Origin of the sequence: Streptomyces longisporus (assembly GCF_039532765.1) — a bacterium.
In the GTDB taxonomy this organism is placed as follows: Bacteria; Actinomycetota; Actinomycetes; order Streptomycetales; family Streptomycetaceae; genus Streptomyces; species Streptomyces longisporus.
Genome location: NZ_BAAASG010000015.1, coordinates 81697 through 96246, shown reverse-complemented (window position 1 = coordinate 96246; position 14550 = coordinate 81697). Strand labels below are relative to the sequence as shown.

The 14550-nt window shown below is 71.2% G+C and carries 15 protein-coding genes; 7 read left to right on the top strand and 8 right to left on the bottom strand.

Features of this window, described 5'->3' with window-relative positions; genetic code table 11:
* Nucleotides 1-34: 34 nt before the first annotated feature.
* The gene (locus ABD355_RS31220; RefSeq protein WP_344404175.1) at nucleotides 35-1456 is read right to left on the bottom strand and encodes a GH39 family glycosyl hydrolase; all 1422 of its coding nucleotides are present in this window, start codon (nucleotides 1454-1456) and stop codon (nucleotides 35-37) included.
* Nucleotides 1457-1667: 211 nt separating this feature from the next.
* Here ABD355_RS31220 and ABD355_RS31215 point away from each other — a divergent pair, with 211 nt between their 5' ends.
* Both ABD355_RS31215 and ABD355_RS31210 read left to right on the top strand, forming a co-directional pair.
* Entirely contained in the window at nucleotides 1668-2762 is a 1095-nt protein-coding gene (locus ABD355_RS31215) for a DUF5925 domain-containing protein (protein ID WP_344404174.1), read from the top strand.
* Between the two features lie 23 nt (nucleotides 2763-2785).
* Nucleotides 2786-3556, top strand: a complete 771-nt coding sequence (locus tag ABD355_RS31210; protein WP_344404172.1) for a DUF72 domain-containing protein — start codon at nucleotides 2786-2788, stop codon at nucleotides 3554-3556.
* 107 nt (nucleotides 3557-3663) lie between these two features.
* On the opposite strand, the gene ABD355_RS31205 is transcribed toward ABD355_RS31210, so the two are convergent.
* Entirely contained in the window at nucleotides 3664-4032 is a 369-nt protein-coding gene (locus ABD355_RS31205; RefSeq protein WP_344404171.1) for a GntR family transcriptional regulator, read from the bottom strand.
* Between the two features lie 71 nt (nucleotides 4033-4103).
* Between ABD355_RS31205 and ABD355_RS31200 the strand changes: the two genes are divergently transcribed.
* Complete coding sequence (locus ABD355_RS31200; protein ID WP_344404170.1) at nucleotides 4104-5036, top strand: GNAT family N-acetyltransferase; 933 nt, start codon at nucleotides 4104-4106, stop codon at nucleotides 5034-5036.
* Nucleotides 5017-5517 carry a ribonuclease FAU-1 family protein gene (locus ABD355_RS31195; RefSeq protein ID WP_344404169.1) on the top strand — a complete coding sequence of 167 codons (501 nt, stop codon included), beginning with the start codon at nucleotides 5017-5019 and terminating at the stop codon, nucleotides 5515-5517. The genes ABD355_RS31200 and ABD355_RS31195 overlap by 20 nt, the downstream gene beginning before the upstream one ends.
* Nucleotides 5518-5521: 4 nt before the next feature.
* On the opposite strand, the gene ABD355_RS31190 is transcribed toward ABD355_RS31195, so the two are convergent.
* Nucleotides 5522-6136: a class I SAM-dependent methyltransferase gene (locus ABD355_RS31190; protein ID WP_344404168.1), complete on the bottom strand. Its 615-nt coding sequence runs from the start codon at nucleotides 6134-6136 to the stop codon at nucleotides 5522-5524.
* A gap of 139 nt (nucleotides 6137-6275) precedes the next feature.
* On the opposite strand from ABD355_RS31190, the gene ABD355_RS31185 reads away from it, so the two are divergent.
* Nucleotides 6276-6410 (top strand): hypothetical protein, encoded by a 135-nt coding sequence (locus ABD355_RS31185; protein WP_344404167.1) that lies wholly within the window; start codon nucleotides 6276-6278, stop codon nucleotides 6408-6410.
* A gap of 22 nt (nucleotides 6411-6432) precedes the next feature.
* On the opposite strand, the gene ABD355_RS31180 is transcribed toward ABD355_RS31185, so the two are convergent.
* Nucleotides 6433-6891 carry a GNAT family N-acetyltransferase gene (locus ABD355_RS31180; protein WP_344404166.1) on the bottom strand — a complete coding sequence of 153 codons (459 nt, stop codon included), beginning with the start codon at nucleotides 6889-6891 and terminating at the stop codon, nucleotides 6433-6435.
* 181 nt (nucleotides 6892-7072) lie between these two features.
* Between ABD355_RS31180 and ABD355_RS31175 the strand changes: the two genes are divergently transcribed.
* Entirely contained in the window at nucleotides 7073-8062 is a 990-nt protein-coding gene (locus ABD355_RS31175) for a lytic polysaccharide monooxygenase auxiliary activity family 9 protein (RefSeq protein WP_344404164.1), read from the top strand.
* 61 nt (nucleotides 8063-8123) lie between these two features.
* Here ABD355_RS31175 and ABD355_RS31170 read toward each other — a convergent pair whose 3' ends face one another.
* Together ABD355_RS31170 and ABD355_RS31165 are read right to left on the bottom strand one after the other, a co-directional pair.
* Nucleotides 8124-8993 (bottom strand): esterase/lipase family protein, encoded by an 870-nt coding sequence (locus tag ABD355_RS31170; RefSeq protein WP_344404163.1) that lies wholly within the window; start codon nucleotides 8991-8993, stop codon nucleotides 8124-8126.
* Between the two features lie 172 nt (nucleotides 8994-9165).
* Complete coding sequence (locus ABD355_RS31165) at nucleotides 9166-9612, bottom strand: MarR family winged helix-turn-helix transcriptional regulator (protein ID WP_344404162.1); 447 nt, start codon at nucleotides 9610-9612, stop codon at nucleotides 9166-9168.
* Nucleotides 9613-9705: 93 nt separating this feature from the next.
* Here ABD355_RS31165 and ABD355_RS31160 point away from each other — a divergent pair, with 93 nt between their 5' ends.
* Nucleotides 9706-10080 carry a cupin domain-containing protein gene (locus ABD355_RS31160; RefSeq protein ID WP_344404160.1) on the top strand — a complete coding sequence of 125 codons (375 nt, stop codon included), beginning with the start codon at nucleotides 9706-9708 and terminating at the stop codon, nucleotides 10078-10080.
* A gap of 3 nt (nucleotides 10081-10083) precedes the next feature.
* Here ABD355_RS31160 and ABD355_RS31155 read toward each other — a convergent pair whose 3' ends face one another.
* Complete coding sequence (locus ABD355_RS31155) at nucleotides 10084-11058, bottom strand: DNA polymerase Y family protein (RefSeq protein WP_344404159.1); 975 nt, start codon at nucleotides 11056-11058, stop codon at nucleotides 10084-10086.
* Nucleotides 11055-14513, bottom strand: coding sequence for a DNA polymerase III subunit alpha (locus ABD355_RS31150; RefSeq protein WP_344404158.1), 3459 nt, complete (start codon nucleotides 14511-14513; stop codon nucleotides 11055-11057). The genes ABD355_RS31155 and ABD355_RS31150 overlap by 4 nt, the downstream gene beginning before the upstream one ends.
* Nucleotides 14514-14550: the final 37 nt, after the last annotated feature.

Below are 14550 nucleotides of genomic sequence, written 5' to 3'. Positions count from 1 at the left end.
AGAGTGGCTCAACCGGTGAAGTGGCCCTACCTGCCTACCGGTTGAGCCACTTCACTTCGTACGCCTGCATCTCGAACCGCTTGCCGTCGACCTTCGCGCTGATCGACCGGTCGAGGGTGTTGACCACCAGGACGGTCCTGTCGGTGGCGAGGACGCGGACGTTGGGCACGTCGTCCGCGGCGACGGAGACGCTCGTGTACTTCGTGCCGGGCGGGAAGGCCTGGTGGAAGCGGGAGACCAGGTCGAACATGGGCAGCTTCCTGCCGCCGTCCGCGCTGTCGGTCGGCGTCCACAGGCAGCCCGCGCAGTCGCTGCCCTTCTCGTCCTCCGGGTTCCAGTAGAAGCCGGAGGAGGCGCCGCCCCTGACCATGGCGATCATTCCGGCGGCCTGGACGGCGACACGGCGGGTCTCGGACCAGCCCTTGCGGTCGTCGTTGCCGTCGGCGGGCTCGACGTAGTACTCGGACCACCACAGCGGGAGGTTGCCGGTCTGCTGCCGCACCCACGTGCCGACGGCGGTGAACTTGTCGGTCGCCGCGAACTCGTTCGGCAGCATCTCGTCGTCGTTGGTGTAGCTGGAGCCGTCCACGACGACGAAGTCGGCGCCCGCCTTGTTCTTGTTCCAGTAGTCGAAGGCGTCGAGGACCCGCTGGTCCATGGCGCCCCAGGGGCCTTTGAAGGTCTTGGAGGCCTCGTCCGCACGCGGGTCGACACTGTCCATGACCAGGTACGGCCCGCCGACCATGATGTCCTTGTCGACCTTCTTGAGGGCCTTGTAGACGAGGTTGTAGAGCCTGGTGTAACCCTCGTAGTCCCAGCGGCCCTTGGCGTCGTTCCAGAAGCCCTTGAACTCGTTCCAGACGATGAAGTGGCGTACGTCCGGATAGCGCTTGGCGACGGTCGCGGCGAGCGCGGCGAAGTCCGCGTAGTGCTCGGGCTGCGGGGCCGTCTCCAGCGCGGACTGGCTCCAGTTGGTGTTGTCGACGCCGGCCCTGCCGCCCTTCATCCAGTCCGGGGAGCAGCACAGGGTGACCACCGGGGTGCCGCCGGACTTGCGGATGAAGTCGATACGGCGGTCCATCGCGTCGAAGTCGTAACGCCCCTTCACCGGCTCGGGGTTGTCCGCGCCCCAGCCCATGATCGCCTGGTCCTGCGGCATGCCCCCGGCGTCCGAGATCAGCCCCTCGACCCGCTCGGTGGCGGCGGAGCTGCCCTCGTCGGCGCTGTACTGGGTGTGCGTGAAGCCCCAGCCGACCTCGGGTCTGTCCTGGTAGGGCGGGGTGACCGGGGTGCCGTGCACCGTGTCGCCGTTGCGCGAGGTGCCCGCGGTGCCGGCGCCGTTCCCCGGAAGCGTGTTGAGCAGGGTCACGATCAGAGCCAGTGCGGCCACGCCCACGCCGAGCAGCGCGGTGAGCCGCCACCGCCGTGCCCCCGAGTTCCACTCATGACGTCCCATCGAAGGCAACAGTAACCGTGGGAATGCCACATATGGCAGATGTTGTGCATGCACGGTCTGTTGCATTTCCCGGGACAGTGGCATCAGCGGTCCACTGCGGGCCCGCGGAACCCCGGCAGCGGGCCGGTGGACTCGCGCATGCGAAGAGACACCGGGACAGAGCGGGGGAAATCCAGTGCGCGGAGCGCCCACGTGCCGGATCATGGGCGCCATGTCTGCGAACCCATACGACGCTCTGCCGATCCGGCTCAACGTCGACGACAGCGACTCGCCGTCCGACGTCGTCGACGCGCTGTTCCTCGGCCGCTTCGCGACGGGCGAGCAGCCGTACTCGCATGCGGCGAACATCGACCGCGTCCGCTCCGGGGCGACGCTCCTGCCGCCGGGCGCCCGTGTACTGCGCATGGCCCGTGACGACGACCGCAGCGCGACGCTCGCGGAGGGCGACGGCTGGACACTGCTGATCTCCCGCTGGAACCGCGGCGCCGACGTCACGGTCACGGCGACCAGCGCCGAGCTGGCGCAGAAGGTCCTCGACCAGGCGACGGAGGGCGCTGCGGACGAGCCCGAACCCCAGCCGGAGAACGTGACGATGGGCTTCTGGTACGTCTCCCCGAGGCGCGGCCCGCACCGCACCACCCGGCAGATCTCCGCGGGCACCTGGGACGAGGTGCGGGAGAACTACACGGCGCCGGTGGCGGACGCGATGGACCGCCTGATGAAGACGACACCGGAGGACATCGCGGGCCGTCTGCTCCTGCTGCACGGACCGCCGGGCACCGGCAAGACCTCCGCCCTGCGCACGCTGGCGCGTTCCTGGCGGGACTGGTGCCAGGTGGACTGCGTGCTCGACCCCGAGCGTCTGTTCTCCGACGTCGGCTATCTGATGGACATCGCGATCGGCGAGGAGGACTCGACGGGCAAGGGCCGCTGGCGGCTGCTGCTCCTGGAGGACTGCGACGAGCTGATCCGCGGCGAGGCCAAGCACACGGCGGGCCAGGCCCTGTCGCGGCTGCTGAACCTGACCGACGGCCTGCTCGGCCAGGGCCGCAACGTGCTGGTGGGCGTGACGACCAACGAGGACCTGGAGCGCCTGCACCCGGCCGTGGTCCGGCCCGGCCGCTGTCTGGCCCGCATCGAGGTGGGGCAGCTGACCCGCGCGGAGGCGGTGAACTGGCTGGGCACCGAGGAGGGCGTGGGCCGCGAGGGCGCGACCCTGGCGGAGCTGTACGCACTGCGCCGCGGCACCTCCCCGACGGCGCTCCCGGAACCGCGGGACGGGGCGGACGCCGGGCTGTATCTGTAGGCGACCGGTGTTTTGATGGACGTATGACCCTGTTCGTCGGAACGTCGGGGTGGCAGTACAAGGACTGGCGGGAGGTCTTCTACCCCGCCGATGTGCCCATGCGGCTGTGGCTGGAGGAGTACACGGAGCACTTCGCCACGGTGGAGATCAACAACGCCTTCTACCGGCTGCCGACACGGGAGAACTTCGAGGCGTGGCGGGAGCGCGTACCGCGGGACTTCATGGTGGCGGTGAAGGCGAGCCGCTACCTCACCCACATCAAGCGCCTCAAGGATCCCGAGGAGCCGGTCCACCGTCTGATGAGCCATGCGGCGGGCCTCGGCGACCGTCTGGGCCCGGTGCTCCTGCAGCTCCCGCCGACGCTGAAGGCCGACGCGGGGCTGCTGGACGCGTGCCTGGCCTGCTTCCCCCCGTCGACCCGGGTCGCGGTCGAACCACGTCACGACTCCTGGTGGACGAAGGAGGTACGCAAGGTCCTGGAAGCCCGTGGTGCCGCCCTGTGCTGGGCCGACGTCCAGGCCCGCCCCGTCACTCCGCTGTGGCGTACGACGGACTGGGGCTACGTCCGCTTCCACCAGGGCCGCGCCCAACCATGGCCGCACTACGGCCGCCGCTCCCTGGAAACCTGGGTCGACCGGATCGCCACCACCTGGTCCGACGCCCGGGACGTCTACGCGTACTTCAACAACGACCCGGGCGGGGCGGCAGTGCAGGACGCGGTGACTTTCAGCCGGGCGGCGACCAGGGCGGGGTTTACGGTCACGCGCACCCCGGAACTGACCACCCGGCGGTAACAGCAGCGCCCCCAAAGGGGCGCGGGGAACTGCGCGACAAGCCACAGCGGGCCTGCAGACGATCCACGGGCCGGCCGCAGTGCCAAGAGCACCCCCGGGGGGACCGCTCACCCCTCGTAAGCCGCCCGCAGGGCATCCCGCACGGCGGCCAGCGCCGCATCCTCCCCCACCGCCAGCCGCCGAGCCCGCTCGACGTATGCCTGGGCCGCCAGGGCCAACTCCCGCTCCGCCGCCGAGCCCGCGGCAGCGACGAACGTTCCGTTGCGCCCCCGCGTCTCGATCACCCCGTCGCTCTCCAGCGCCCGGTACGCCTTGGCGACGGTGTTCGCCGCGAGCCCGAGCGACTCGGCCAGCCCCCGCACGGTCGGCAGCCGGTACCCCACCGGCAGCACCCCCGACCGCGCCTGCTCGGAGATCTGCGCCCGCACCTGCTCGTACGGCGCGGCACTGTCGTCGATGTGGATCTTCAAGGTCACGCTGCCGATTGTCCCGCACCGGCCCGAAAATGAGAGGCACCCGGGTGCGCCTTCCCCGTAGCGTGCGCCCAATGACAGTGACCGTGCGCGATCTCCGCTCCGACGACAGGGCCGACGTGGAGGGCTTCGCCCATGTCCGCCATCTGGCCCTCCCGTATATCCTGTGGACCCCGGACGCCATCGTCCACCGTCTCGCCCACACCCACCCCGACGCCCGCTTCCGGTCCCTGGTCGCGGAGGAGGACGGCGAGGTCGTCGGCACGGCCCAGGTGCAACTGGCGTACGACAGCCCGGAGCCGGGCCAGGGCATGCTCAACATCTATGTGCACCCGGGCCGCACCCACCGCGGTGCCGGCGACCTCCTGGTCCGCGCGGCCGAGCAGCACCTGGCCGGGCACGGCGCGACCAAGCTGTTCGCCTGGGTCCTGGACGAGCCCGCCAACCGGGCCTTCGCCGAACGGCGCGGCTACCGCGCCAGCCGCTCCGCGCACTTCCTCCGCCTCGATCTGACCGGCGGGGCGCTCCCGCCGCTCCAGTCCCCGCCGCCCGGCGTCGAGCTGCGCTCCGCGGCCGACTTCGCGGACGATCCGCGCCCGCTGTTCGAGCTGGACGCGATGACGGTGTCGGACGAACCGAGCGACGTCGAGGCCGAGCTCACCGACTACGAGGCCTGGATCGCGGAGACCTGGGCGCACCCTCTGCTCGACCGGCAGCTGACCACGATCGCGCTCGTCGAGGGCCGCCCGGCCGCGTTCAGCCTGGCCTGGACGGACGCTGCCACCGGCCGCTACGCCACCGCCATGACGGGCACCGCCCGCCCTTACCGCGGCCGCGGCCTGGCCAAGCTCGCCAAGAACGACTCCCTGCACCGCGCCCGCGCCGCCGCATACACGGTGGCGCTCACGGGCAACGACACCGAGAACGAGCCCATGCTCGCGATCAACAAATGGTTCGGATACGAGATCTGCGCATCGGAGGTGCGGTATGTCCGCGAACTCGCCTGACGATCCACGGCAGTTGGACGTCGTCCTGGTCAAGGCGGGCCGGACGAAGATCCGTTACGCGGCGGAGCTGCTCGGCGACGACGGTACGCGCGTCGTCGTCCGTGCACCCTGGGCGGGGGACGGCGTCCGCGACTTCGGCTTCGTCCGCTTCGAGAAGGGCGACGTGTTCACGGAGTACTACTGGCGCGACCGCTGGTACGCCGTGAAGGAGGTCCGCGACTTCGAGGGCACCCTGAAGGGCTGGTACTGCGACGTCACCCGCCCGGCCACGCTCTCCGGCTCGGAGCTGGTCGTCGAGGACCTCGACCTGGACCTGTGGCACTCCGCCGACGGCAGGGACGTACTCCGCCTGGACGAGGACGAGTTCGCCGAGAGCGGCCTGGCGGCGACGGACCCGGAGGCCGCGGCCGCCGCCGTCGCCGCCCTGGACGAGCTGGAGTCGCTGGCCCGCGAGGGCGGCTTCGACGCGCTCCTGGCCTGAGGGCTCACACCAGCGCCACCACCGCGTACCGCTCGTCCGTCACCTCCTTCCCCCACAGCTGCGCGTCCTGCGACAGCTGTTCCAGCCGGACCTCGGCGGCGAGCGGTGCCAGGAGGCCGGTGAGCACGTCGGCCGGTATGCCGACCGGCGTGACCGTCCCCCATACGCCCTCCACCAGCACCAGCCGGCCTCCGGGGCGCACCAGCTCCCGCCAGTGCCGCAGGACCCGCCCGGGCTGGGGCAGCGCCCACAGCAGATGCCGTACGAGCACGACGTCGAAGCGCTGCTCCCCCACCGGCGGCGCCGCCGCGTCACCGACCAGGAACGCCGCGTCACGTCCGGCCAGCTTCGCTCTCGCGAGATCGACCATCGCCGGGGAGGTGTCCACGCCGGTCACACGGTGTCCCTGCTCGGATGCGAGGAGCGACAGACTGCCGGTGCCGCAGCCCAGGTCGAGGACGTCACTCGGCCGCTCCGGCAGCCAGGAGCTGAGCCGCTCGGCCCAGGCGTCGCGCACCCGCGGGTCGCGCAGACCGTGGTCCGGTTCTTCGTCGAAGGAGGCGGCCTCCGCGTCCCAGTCCACAGCCGCCCAGCTCAGCGCGTCATTGTCGTTGGTCATGCGCCCAAGAGTGACACCCGCCACTGACAGTCGATTCGTGACAGCCACCACAGACAGACCCCGACCGATGAGTCACTCTCCCCGAAAGGGTCTACCTCCGTGAGAACGCGGAACCCGGTAGGCACTGAAGGAGGCAGTCATGCGCCGCACCACCGTGCAGAAGCCCCTGGGGAAGACGGACTCCCGCAAGGTCCGCGAGGAGGCCGACGAGCGCCCCTCCGGGCGCCCGGAGGTCCGCAAGGACATCGCACGAACGTGGTGGCCGGACGGCTGAAGCAGCCGGTCCAGCCCGTCATTCAGTCAGGTCGATCCAGCCGCTTGCGGTAGTGGATGCGGTCGTAGGGACCGTCCACCCGCCGCTCGACGACCTCATAGCCGAACTTCGGATAGATCTTCTGGTTCTCCCACATCATCGCGTTGGTGTAGAGCCTGACCTCGGGCAGTCCGAGCGCACGCGCGCGTGCGTCCACGAACTGCAGCAGCCTTCGCCCCACTCCCCTGCCGTGCGCCTCGGGGTGGACGGCGATGTTGTCGAGGTACAGATGGTCGTCGTGCCTCTCGAGTACGACCAGCCCGATCACGGGATCTCCCGTCACGAACACCTTCCCCGCGGCCACGTTCGCCGCGTGGTCCGCCTGCATGGGCTGCGGCACCACCCCGATCCGCTCGATGTAGTGGTGGTAGGCGGCGTCGATCACGGCCTTCACGGCCGGTACGTCGGCGGCGACAGCCGCCCGGATCTCCTCGTCGGTCATGCCGCGCACGGTATTACCTGATCCCAGGCTGAGCACTCCCTTAACGCCACCATAAGGATCTCCGTCACCCGCCTCCAGCAGGCGATTTCACGGTTTCTTGGGGCTAGCTTCTGATCGCACCCCACGGGATTCGCCCCCGCGATCCGCCCCACGCACCAGGACCGTTCCGAGGAGATTCCGCATGCCCGCACGCCGCCGCAAGGTCGCCGCTCTCACCGCCCTCGGCGTCGTCCCGCTCGCCCTGACCGCCCTCGCCGCGGCCCCGGCGTCGGCGCACGGCACCATGGGCGACCCGGTCAGCCGGGTCGCGCAGTGCTACGCGGAGGGTCCGGAGAGTCCGAAGTCGGACGCGTGCAGGGCGGCGGTCGCGGCCGGCGGCACCCAGGCGCTCTACGACTGGAACGGGATCCGGATCGGCGACGCGAACGGCCGGCACCGGACGCTGATCCCGGACGGCAAGCTGTGCAGCGCCGACAACGAGGAGTTCAAGGGGCTCGACCTGGCCCGCGCCGACTGGCCGGCGACGAGGGTGAGCGCGGGTCCGTACAGCTTCAAGTACCGCGTGACCGCCCCGCACAAGGGCACCTTCAAGGTGTACGTCACCAAGGCCGGCTACGACCCGGCACACCCACTGGCCTGGTCCGACCTGGACCTGGACCACCCGGTGGCGACGGCCACCGACCCGGTCGCCTCGGGCGGCTTCTACACCTTCTCCGGCACGCTTCCCGAGCGCTCCGGCAAGCAGCTCCTGTATGCGATCTGGCAGCGCTCGGACAGCCCGGAGGCGTTCTACTCCTGCTCGGACGTGAGCTTCGGCAGCGGTCACACCGGCGGCAGTGGTACGACGAGCAACTCGTCCCCGGCGCCGACCGCCTCCGCCCCCTCCGACCGCCAGATCGAGGCGGGTGCCGACAAGTCGACGGTCAAGCACTACGGTCACGGTGACGCCGACGCGAGGACCTCCGGGGATCCGACGGCCGCCGCCGCGGCCAACGGGCCCCAGGCGGCCGGGACGTCGGAGAACCTCGCCGAGACGGGCGCCGACGACAGCACCTCGTACCTCGCCGTCGGCGGCGCGGCCGCCCTGGCGCTCGGTGCGGCGGCGCTGTTCCTCTCGGTCTCCTCGGTCCGCCGCCGCGCGACCGGCGACGGCGGACGGCACGGCCGCTGACCGGGCCGAAGAGCGCGGGGCCTGTCCGGCGGCTCAGGTCGGACAGGCCCCGAGAGGTGCGTCAGCTCAGCGCCGACGCACAGGTGGTGGCGGAGGCGTGCGCCGGGTCGAGGGCGCCCGCCACCTCATGGAAGGCGATCCGGTCGGTCAGTCCGATCAGGGCGTGCTCGGAGAGGTCGAGTGCGCACAGGTTCTGCAGCAGCACGTTGTGCACGTCGGGACCGCTCAGGAACTGACTGCTGTACGGGGTGACCACCTCGTCGTACTTGGTGGCGATGACCGTGTAGTGGACGCCGGGAACGGTGTCGCCGCCGGCGTTGAGCTTGGTGAGGAACGCGGATCCGACGATCTGGTCGGCGAGCCCGGGGGTCGAGGCGGAGATCAGGTCCGCGGCGCCGGGGAAGTACGGCAGCAGCTTGGTGAAGCCGTCGAGGTCGGTGCCGTGGTTGTCGGGCGCGATGCCGACGAGGGCGTTCACCTTGGCGGCACCGCCGAGGAACTTCAGGTAGTAGCGGGGCATCATGCCGCCCTGCGAGTGGCCGACGAGGTCGACCTTGGCGGCACCGGTCGCGGCGAGCACCTTGTCGACGTAGGCGGACAGCTGCTCCGCCGACTTGTCGATGGGACCGAGGCCGTAGAAGACGGGGACGTTCTGCAGCTGGCCGTAGTCGAAGGAGAAGACGCAGTAGCCTCGGTCCTCCAGATACGGGGCGAGGGCCAGCCAGTTGTCGACGGAGTTGGCGAGGGTGCCGTGCACCAGGACGACGGGCCGGGGATGGGCGGCGGACGGCTTGCAGGAGTAGTCGTTCCAGCCGCTCGACGAGGTGGCGGCCGTGTCGGCGTGGGCGGCGGTGGCGGCGGGGACGGTGACGACCGCGGCGGTCATCAGCAGCGCGGTCAGGGGTCTGAGCACTCGTTTCCAGGGCAGCATCGTGTGATCTCCTTGCGGCTCAAGGGAGTTGCGATGGCCTTACGCCCTGTGATCCGGATCACGAAGGATGCTGTTCACTCGTCAAGTTACGGGCGGGTAGTGCAAGTGTGAAGTTACGCGTCAGTAAAAACTTCCAGTGATAACTGACTCGCCAGTAGCCGAGGCCGAACCCTCACCAGGCGGGCCGGATGGGCCCATAGGGCGCAATACGCCCCAACTGCCCACCCAACGCCCGCACTCCACCCTCACCGAGCACATCACTCCACCTCTGCACCACCTCCGCGGCAGCCTCCTCGGCAGCCCGCGTACAGGCCCACCCTCGCTCGGTCAGCACGATCAACTTGGCGCGGGCATCCACGGGATGCGGCCGACGCTCGGCGTAGCCCTTCCGCACGATCTCTTCGACGAGCTGGCTGGCGGCCTGCTTGGTGACCCCGAGATGGACCGCGAGGTCGGTGACCGTCGCGCCGTCCGGGGCGAGCCGCGTGAAGGCGAAGCCGTGCGCGGGACGCACCCCCTCGAAACCGCGGGCGAGGACACCCTCATTGATGCGATGCGTGAGCTCACCGGCGACGGCGAGCAGGGCGGCGGACAGGGCCATGGCCTCGGAGTTGTGCACGGAGGCATTGAAACACCCTTGACGGAATGGTCAAGCAGCTTGACTATGGTTCGAGATAGTCAAGCTGCTTGACCATATGGATCGGAGTCAGCCATGCCCGTCATCCGCACATCCGAAGCCGTCACCCATGAGATCCACGGCGCCCGCTTCGTCTCGTACGCCACCCCGCTCACCGGAAGCAAGGAACTCTGCGCCTGGCGCGGGGAGATCCCCGCCGGGACCAAGGCGCCGGTTCACACCGTCAGCCGCGAGGAGGTCTTCCATCTCCTCATCGGGGAGCTGCTGATCACCCTCGACGGCCGCACCGAACGCATCACCGCGGGCGACACGGTCATCGTCAACCCCGGCGCGACCCTCGGCGTCGAGAACCCCACCGATCAGACCGCCATCTCCTGGGTCACCACGTCCGTCGGCCTGGAGGCGGTGCTCGCCGACGGCACCCGGCTCACTCCTCCGTGGGCCAACTGATCTCTACGCTGCCAGCGCCCCCGGCCGCACCGCCCCGGGGCCGAACTTCGCCCGTACCCGGTCCGCGACCTCCTCGATGCGGCGGGCCTTCTCGTCCACCGGGTCGAAGGTGAGCTGGTAGGAGGCCTGTTCGGCGGGGCCGAGGGACTCGGCGCGGAGGGTGAGGGCGCGGACGCGGGCGCGCTGGAGGCCCAGGGCCTCGTACATGTCGTACGCCGTCCTGGTCAGGGCGGCCGAGTGCGCGGTGGGTTCCTTCAGGGTGCGGGTGCGGGTCGTCGCGGTGCGGTCGGCGTAGCGCGCGGTGAGGGTGAGTGTGCCGCAGACCTTGTCCAGGGCGCGCAGCCGGGCGCCCAGTTCCTCGGCGGCACAGAGCAGCGCGCGGCGGTGCCGGTCCGGGGACAACTCGTCGCGGGGGAAGGGGCGTTCGGCGGCCAGGGAGCGGGAGACGGCGTTCGGGACGACCCGGCCGCGGTCGACGCCGTTCGCCTTCTCGTGCAGTTCGCGGGCCGCCCTCGCGCCGATCAGACGCTGGAGCGTGGAGAGCGGTGCGGCAGCGACCCGGCCGAGCGTGTCCAGGCCGTACTCGCCCAGGGTGCGGGCGGTGGCCGCGCCGACGCCGGGGAGCGCGGTGACCGGGCGGTCCGCGAGGAACTCCGCGATGCCGTCCGGATCGCCGGGGGCCTCGCAGGTCAGCCCGGGCCCGGCCGCGCCCAGCGCCACTCGGGCCAGCATCGGGCCCGGCCCGGCGCCGATCACGCAGTCGACGCCGTACAGGGCGAGGGCGCGCACCCGGATCACCGCCGCCAGCTCGATGGCGCTGCGCCCGAAGTACCGCTCGGCACCCCGCAGATCCGCCAGCGCCGCGTCCGGAGGCAGCGCCTGAACGACCGGGGTGAACTCCTCCAGCAGTCCGAGCAGCCCCGGCAGCGCGGCCTCGGACTCCGGAGGCAGCTGGAAACGTACGCACACGATGGTCATCCCGCGCTCCCCGGGCTCTGGTGCCACAACTTCCGTACCTGTGAGGGCTCTTGGCCCGCCGGCCGCAGATCGGCCCACGGGTTCAGCTCGTATCCGGTGGGCAGCTGGATCCGCCGGCCGTGGGCCGAATCCCCGCCGCCCTCCGGCAGCGGCCGCGCCAGCCGTTTCGCCACCTCGTCGAGGCCTCCCTCGGCGCGCAGTTCGACCAGTTCGGCGAGGTTCCAGGCGGCGGCGCCCACCACGCTGAGGCTGCGCGGGCCGCGCCGCTGCACCACCCCGCGCACCAGCAGCAGCCAGGAGTGGAAGACGGTGTGCGCGCAGGCGTCGTGGGAGTCGTCGAAGAAGGCGAGGTCGACCAGGCCCGTGCCGTCGTCCAGGGTGGAGAAGATGACGCGCTTGCCGGAGCGGATCGGCGGGGTCTGTGTCGCCGCCTTGGCACCCGCCACGAGAACCGTCTCGCCGTGCCTGGTCTCGCGCAGCCGGCGCGCGGAGACCACGCCCAGCTCGTCGAGGAAGGCCCGGTGATCGTCCATCAGGTTGCGCGAGGCGTCCATCGACAGCACTCCCAGTTCGGCACTGAGCTTCTCCGCCTCCGACAGGTCCGGCAGCCCGGCCGGGGCCGTCTTCCGCCCGCCCGTCAGGGGGAGTTGGCCGCCGCCCGCGCCCCGGGCGCCCCGGTGCAGCTCGGTCAAGTGCAGCTGCAGATCACGCCGGTTGGCGCCGAAGGAGTCCAACGCGCCGACCTGGGCCAGCCTTTGGGCCAGCGGCCTGCTCGGCCGCGCCCGCTCCCAGAAGTCCAGCAGCGAGGCGTACGGCTGTCCCTCCGCGATCCGCGCCGCCTCGGCCTCGCTGATGCCGTACACGTCGGAGAGGGCCAGCCGCAGCCCCCAGACCTCGGGCCCCTTCGACTCCCTGGATTCAGACACCAGTTCGATACGGTGGGCGACCGCCGACTTGTTCACATCCAACGGCAGCACCGGCACCCCGCGCCGCCGCGCGTCCGCCAGCAGCAGCCGCTTCGGATACATCCCGGGGTCGTGCGTGAGCAGCCCCGCATAGAAGGCGGCCGGGTGGTGCGCCTTCAGCCACGCCGACTGGTACGTCGGCACGGCGAAGGCGACCGCGTGCGCCTTGCAGAAGCCGTAACTACCGAAGGCCTCGACGATCTCCCAGGTCCGCCGAATCGTTTCCGCGTCGTATCCGCCGGCCGCCGCGTGCTGGGCGAACCACACCTTGATCCGCCCCTGCGACTCCGGGTCCGACAGCCCGCGCCGCACCCGGTCCGCCTCGCCGCGTCCGCAGCCGGTCATGATGGCCACGATGTCGATGATCTGTTCGTGGAAGACGACGACCCCGTACGTCCCCTTCAGCGGTTCCTCCAGGTCCGGGTGCGGATAACGGATGGGCGCCCGCCCGTGCCGCGCCTCGATGAACGGCCGCACCATGTCGGCGGCGACCGGGCCGGGGCGGAAGAGGGAGATGTCGACGACGAGGTCGTGGAAGGTGGCGGGCTGCAGCCGCCCCACCAGGTCCCGCTGCCCCGGCGACTCGATCTGGAAGCAGCCCAGGGTCTCGGTGGAACGGATGAGCTGGTACGTCGCCGGGTCGCCGCCCTCCAGCGCGTCCAGGTCGATCCGCTCCCCCGTGGCCCGCTGCACCTCGGCGACCGCGTGCGCCATCGCCGACTGCATCCGCACCCCGAGCACATCGAGTTTGAGCAGTCCGAGGTCCTCGACGTCGTCCTTGTCGAACTGCGACATGGGGAAGCCCTCGCCGCTGGTCGGCATGACCGGCGTACGGCTCAACAAGGACGCGTCGGAGAGGAGCACTCCGCAGGGGTGCATGGCGACCCCGCGCGGCAGGGCGTCGAGGGCCTCGACCAGTTCCCAGAGCCGTCCGTAGCGCGCCCCTTCCCGCTGAAGCTCCCCGGCCAGCGCGCGCAGTTCGGGCAGTTCCTCCAGTGCCGCGCGGGCGTCGCGGGCGCGGATGTGCGGGAAGGACTTGGCGATGCGGTCGATGTCGGCCGGGTCCATGGACAGGGCCGCGCCGACGTCACGGATCGCGTGGCGGACGCGGTACGTCTCCGGCATCGAGACCGTGGCGACCCGCTCCTCGCCGAACCGGTCGATGATCGCGCGGTAGACCTCGAGGCGGCGTGCTGACTCCACGTCGATGTCGATGTCGGGGAGCACCACCCGCTCCTTGGACAGGAAGCGCTCCATCAGCAGTCCGTGCTCGACCGGGTCGGCGTTCGCGATGCCGAGGAGGTGGTTGACCAGGGAGCCCGCTCCGGAGCCACGGGCGGCCACCCGGATGCCCATCTTCCGTACGTCGTCCACCACTTGGGCGACGGTCAGGAAGTAGGAGGCGAAGCCGTGGTGGGCGATGATGTCCAGCTCCCGGTGCATCCGCTCCCAGTAGGCGCGCCTGTCGGAGTAGCCGTGCAGCACCATCCCGGCCGCCGCCCGCGAGGCCAGTGCCCGCTGGGCGGTGCGGCGGCCGGCGCCGACGAGGTGCGGCTCGGGGAAGTGGACGGCACCCATGCCGAGGTCGTCCTCGGGGTCGACCAGGCACTCGGCGGCCGTCGCCTGCGTCTGCTCCAGCAGGCGGTGGGCGGTGTCACGCCGGTAGCCCGCGGCCTCGACGATCCGCTCGGCGGTGTGCAGCATGCCGCCCGCGTCCTTGAGCCAGGCCTCGCCGGAGTCCAGTTCCTTCGTCGGGTCGACGGGGACCAGGCGGCGGGCCGCGTCCAGGACGTCGGCGACCGGTCCGAGGCCGGGGTCGGCGTAGCGGACGGCGTTGCTGAGCACCGGGCGGATGCGCTGCTCGGCGGCGAAGCCGACGGTGCGGGCGGCCAGGCGCAGGGAGCCGGGGCCGGTGCCCTTGCGGCCGTGCCAGACCGTCTCGAGGCGCAGGGCGTCGCCGTAGATCTCGCGCCAGGGGGCGAGCAGCCTGGCCGCGCGGTCGGGGCGGCCGGCGGCGAGGGCGCGGCCGACGTCGGAGGCGGGGCCGAGCAGGACGGTCAGGCCGTCGGCGTGGTTGTCCGTCCAGGGCAGCAGGGGCGGGCCGTCGGCGGAGTGCGCCGCGGTGACCAGGCGGCACAGGTCGGCCCAGCCGCGGGCGCCGTCCCGGGCGAGGAAGGTGACGCGGGGGGTGGACTCGTCGATGAAGGCACCGCCGCGTACGGGGGTGCGGCGCCTTTCTCGTCGTACGGGATCGTCCTCGCGCAGCCGGGCGGGGTGCTGCACCGCCAGTTCCGCGCCGAACAACGGTCGGACGCCCGCCCTGGCGCAGGCCTTGGCGAAGCGGACCGTGCCGGCGAGGGTGTCGCGGTCGGTGAGGGCGAGGGCGTCCATGCCCTGTTCGGAGGCGCGCTCCGCCAGCCGCTCCGGATGCGAGGCACCGTAGCGCAGGGAGAATCCGGAGGCGGTGTGCAGATGGGTGAAGCCAGGCATCCGCACCTCCCGCTGTCTGATCTGTCTCCGTTTTCGA

Coding starts and splice junctions, on each gene's coding strand:
- ABD355_RS31155 (WP_344404159.1), bottom strand. CDS start 11,058: ATGACCATCGTGTGCGTACGTTTCCAGCTGCCTCCGGAGTCCGAGGCC.
- ABD355_RS31190 (WP_344404168.1), bottom strand. CDS start 6,136: ATGACCAACGACAATGACGCGCTGAGCTGGGCGGCTGTGGACTGGGAC.
- ABD355_RS31185 (WP_344404167.1), top strand. CDS start 6,276: ATGCGCCGCACCACCGTGCAGAAGCCCCTGGGGAAGACGGACTCCCGC.
- ABD355_RS31175 (WP_344404164.1), top strand. CDS start 7,073: ATGCCCGCACGCCGCCGCAAGGTCGCCGCTCTCACCGCCCTCGGCGTC.
- ABD355_RS31150 (WP_344404158.1), bottom strand. CDS start 14,513: ATGCCTGGCTTCACCCATCTGCACACCGCCTCCGGATTCTCCCTGCGC.
- ABD355_RS31170 (WP_344404163.1), bottom strand. CDS start 8,993: ATGCTGCCCTGGAAACGAGTGCTCAGACCCCTGACCGCGCTGCTGATG.
- ABD355_RS31210 (WP_344404172.1), top strand. CDS start 2,786: ATGACCCTGTTCGTCGGAACGTCGGGGTGGCAGTACAAGGACTGGCGG.
- ABD355_RS31160 (WP_344404160.1), top strand. CDS start 9,706: ATGCCCGTCATCCGCACATCCGAAGCCGTCACCCATGAGATCCACGGC.
- ABD355_RS31220 (WP_344404175.1), bottom strand. CDS start 1,456: ATGGGACGTCATGAGTGGAACTCGGGGGCACGGCGGTGGCGGCTCACC.
- ABD355_RS31180 (WP_344404166.1), bottom strand. CDS start 6,891: ATGACCGACGAGGAGATCCGGGCGGCTGTCGCCGCCGACGTACCGGCC.
- ABD355_RS31215 (WP_344404174.1), top strand. CDS start 1,668: ATGTCTGCGAACCCATACGACGCTCTGCCGATCCGGCTCAACGTCGAC.
- ABD355_RS31195 (WP_344404169.1), top strand. CDS start 5,017: ATGTCCGCGAACTCGCCTGACGATCCACGGCAGTTGGACGTCGTCCTG.
- ABD355_RS31200 (WP_344404170.1), top strand. CDS start 4,104: ATGACAGTGACCGTGCGCGATCTCCGCTCCGACGACAGGGCCGACGTG.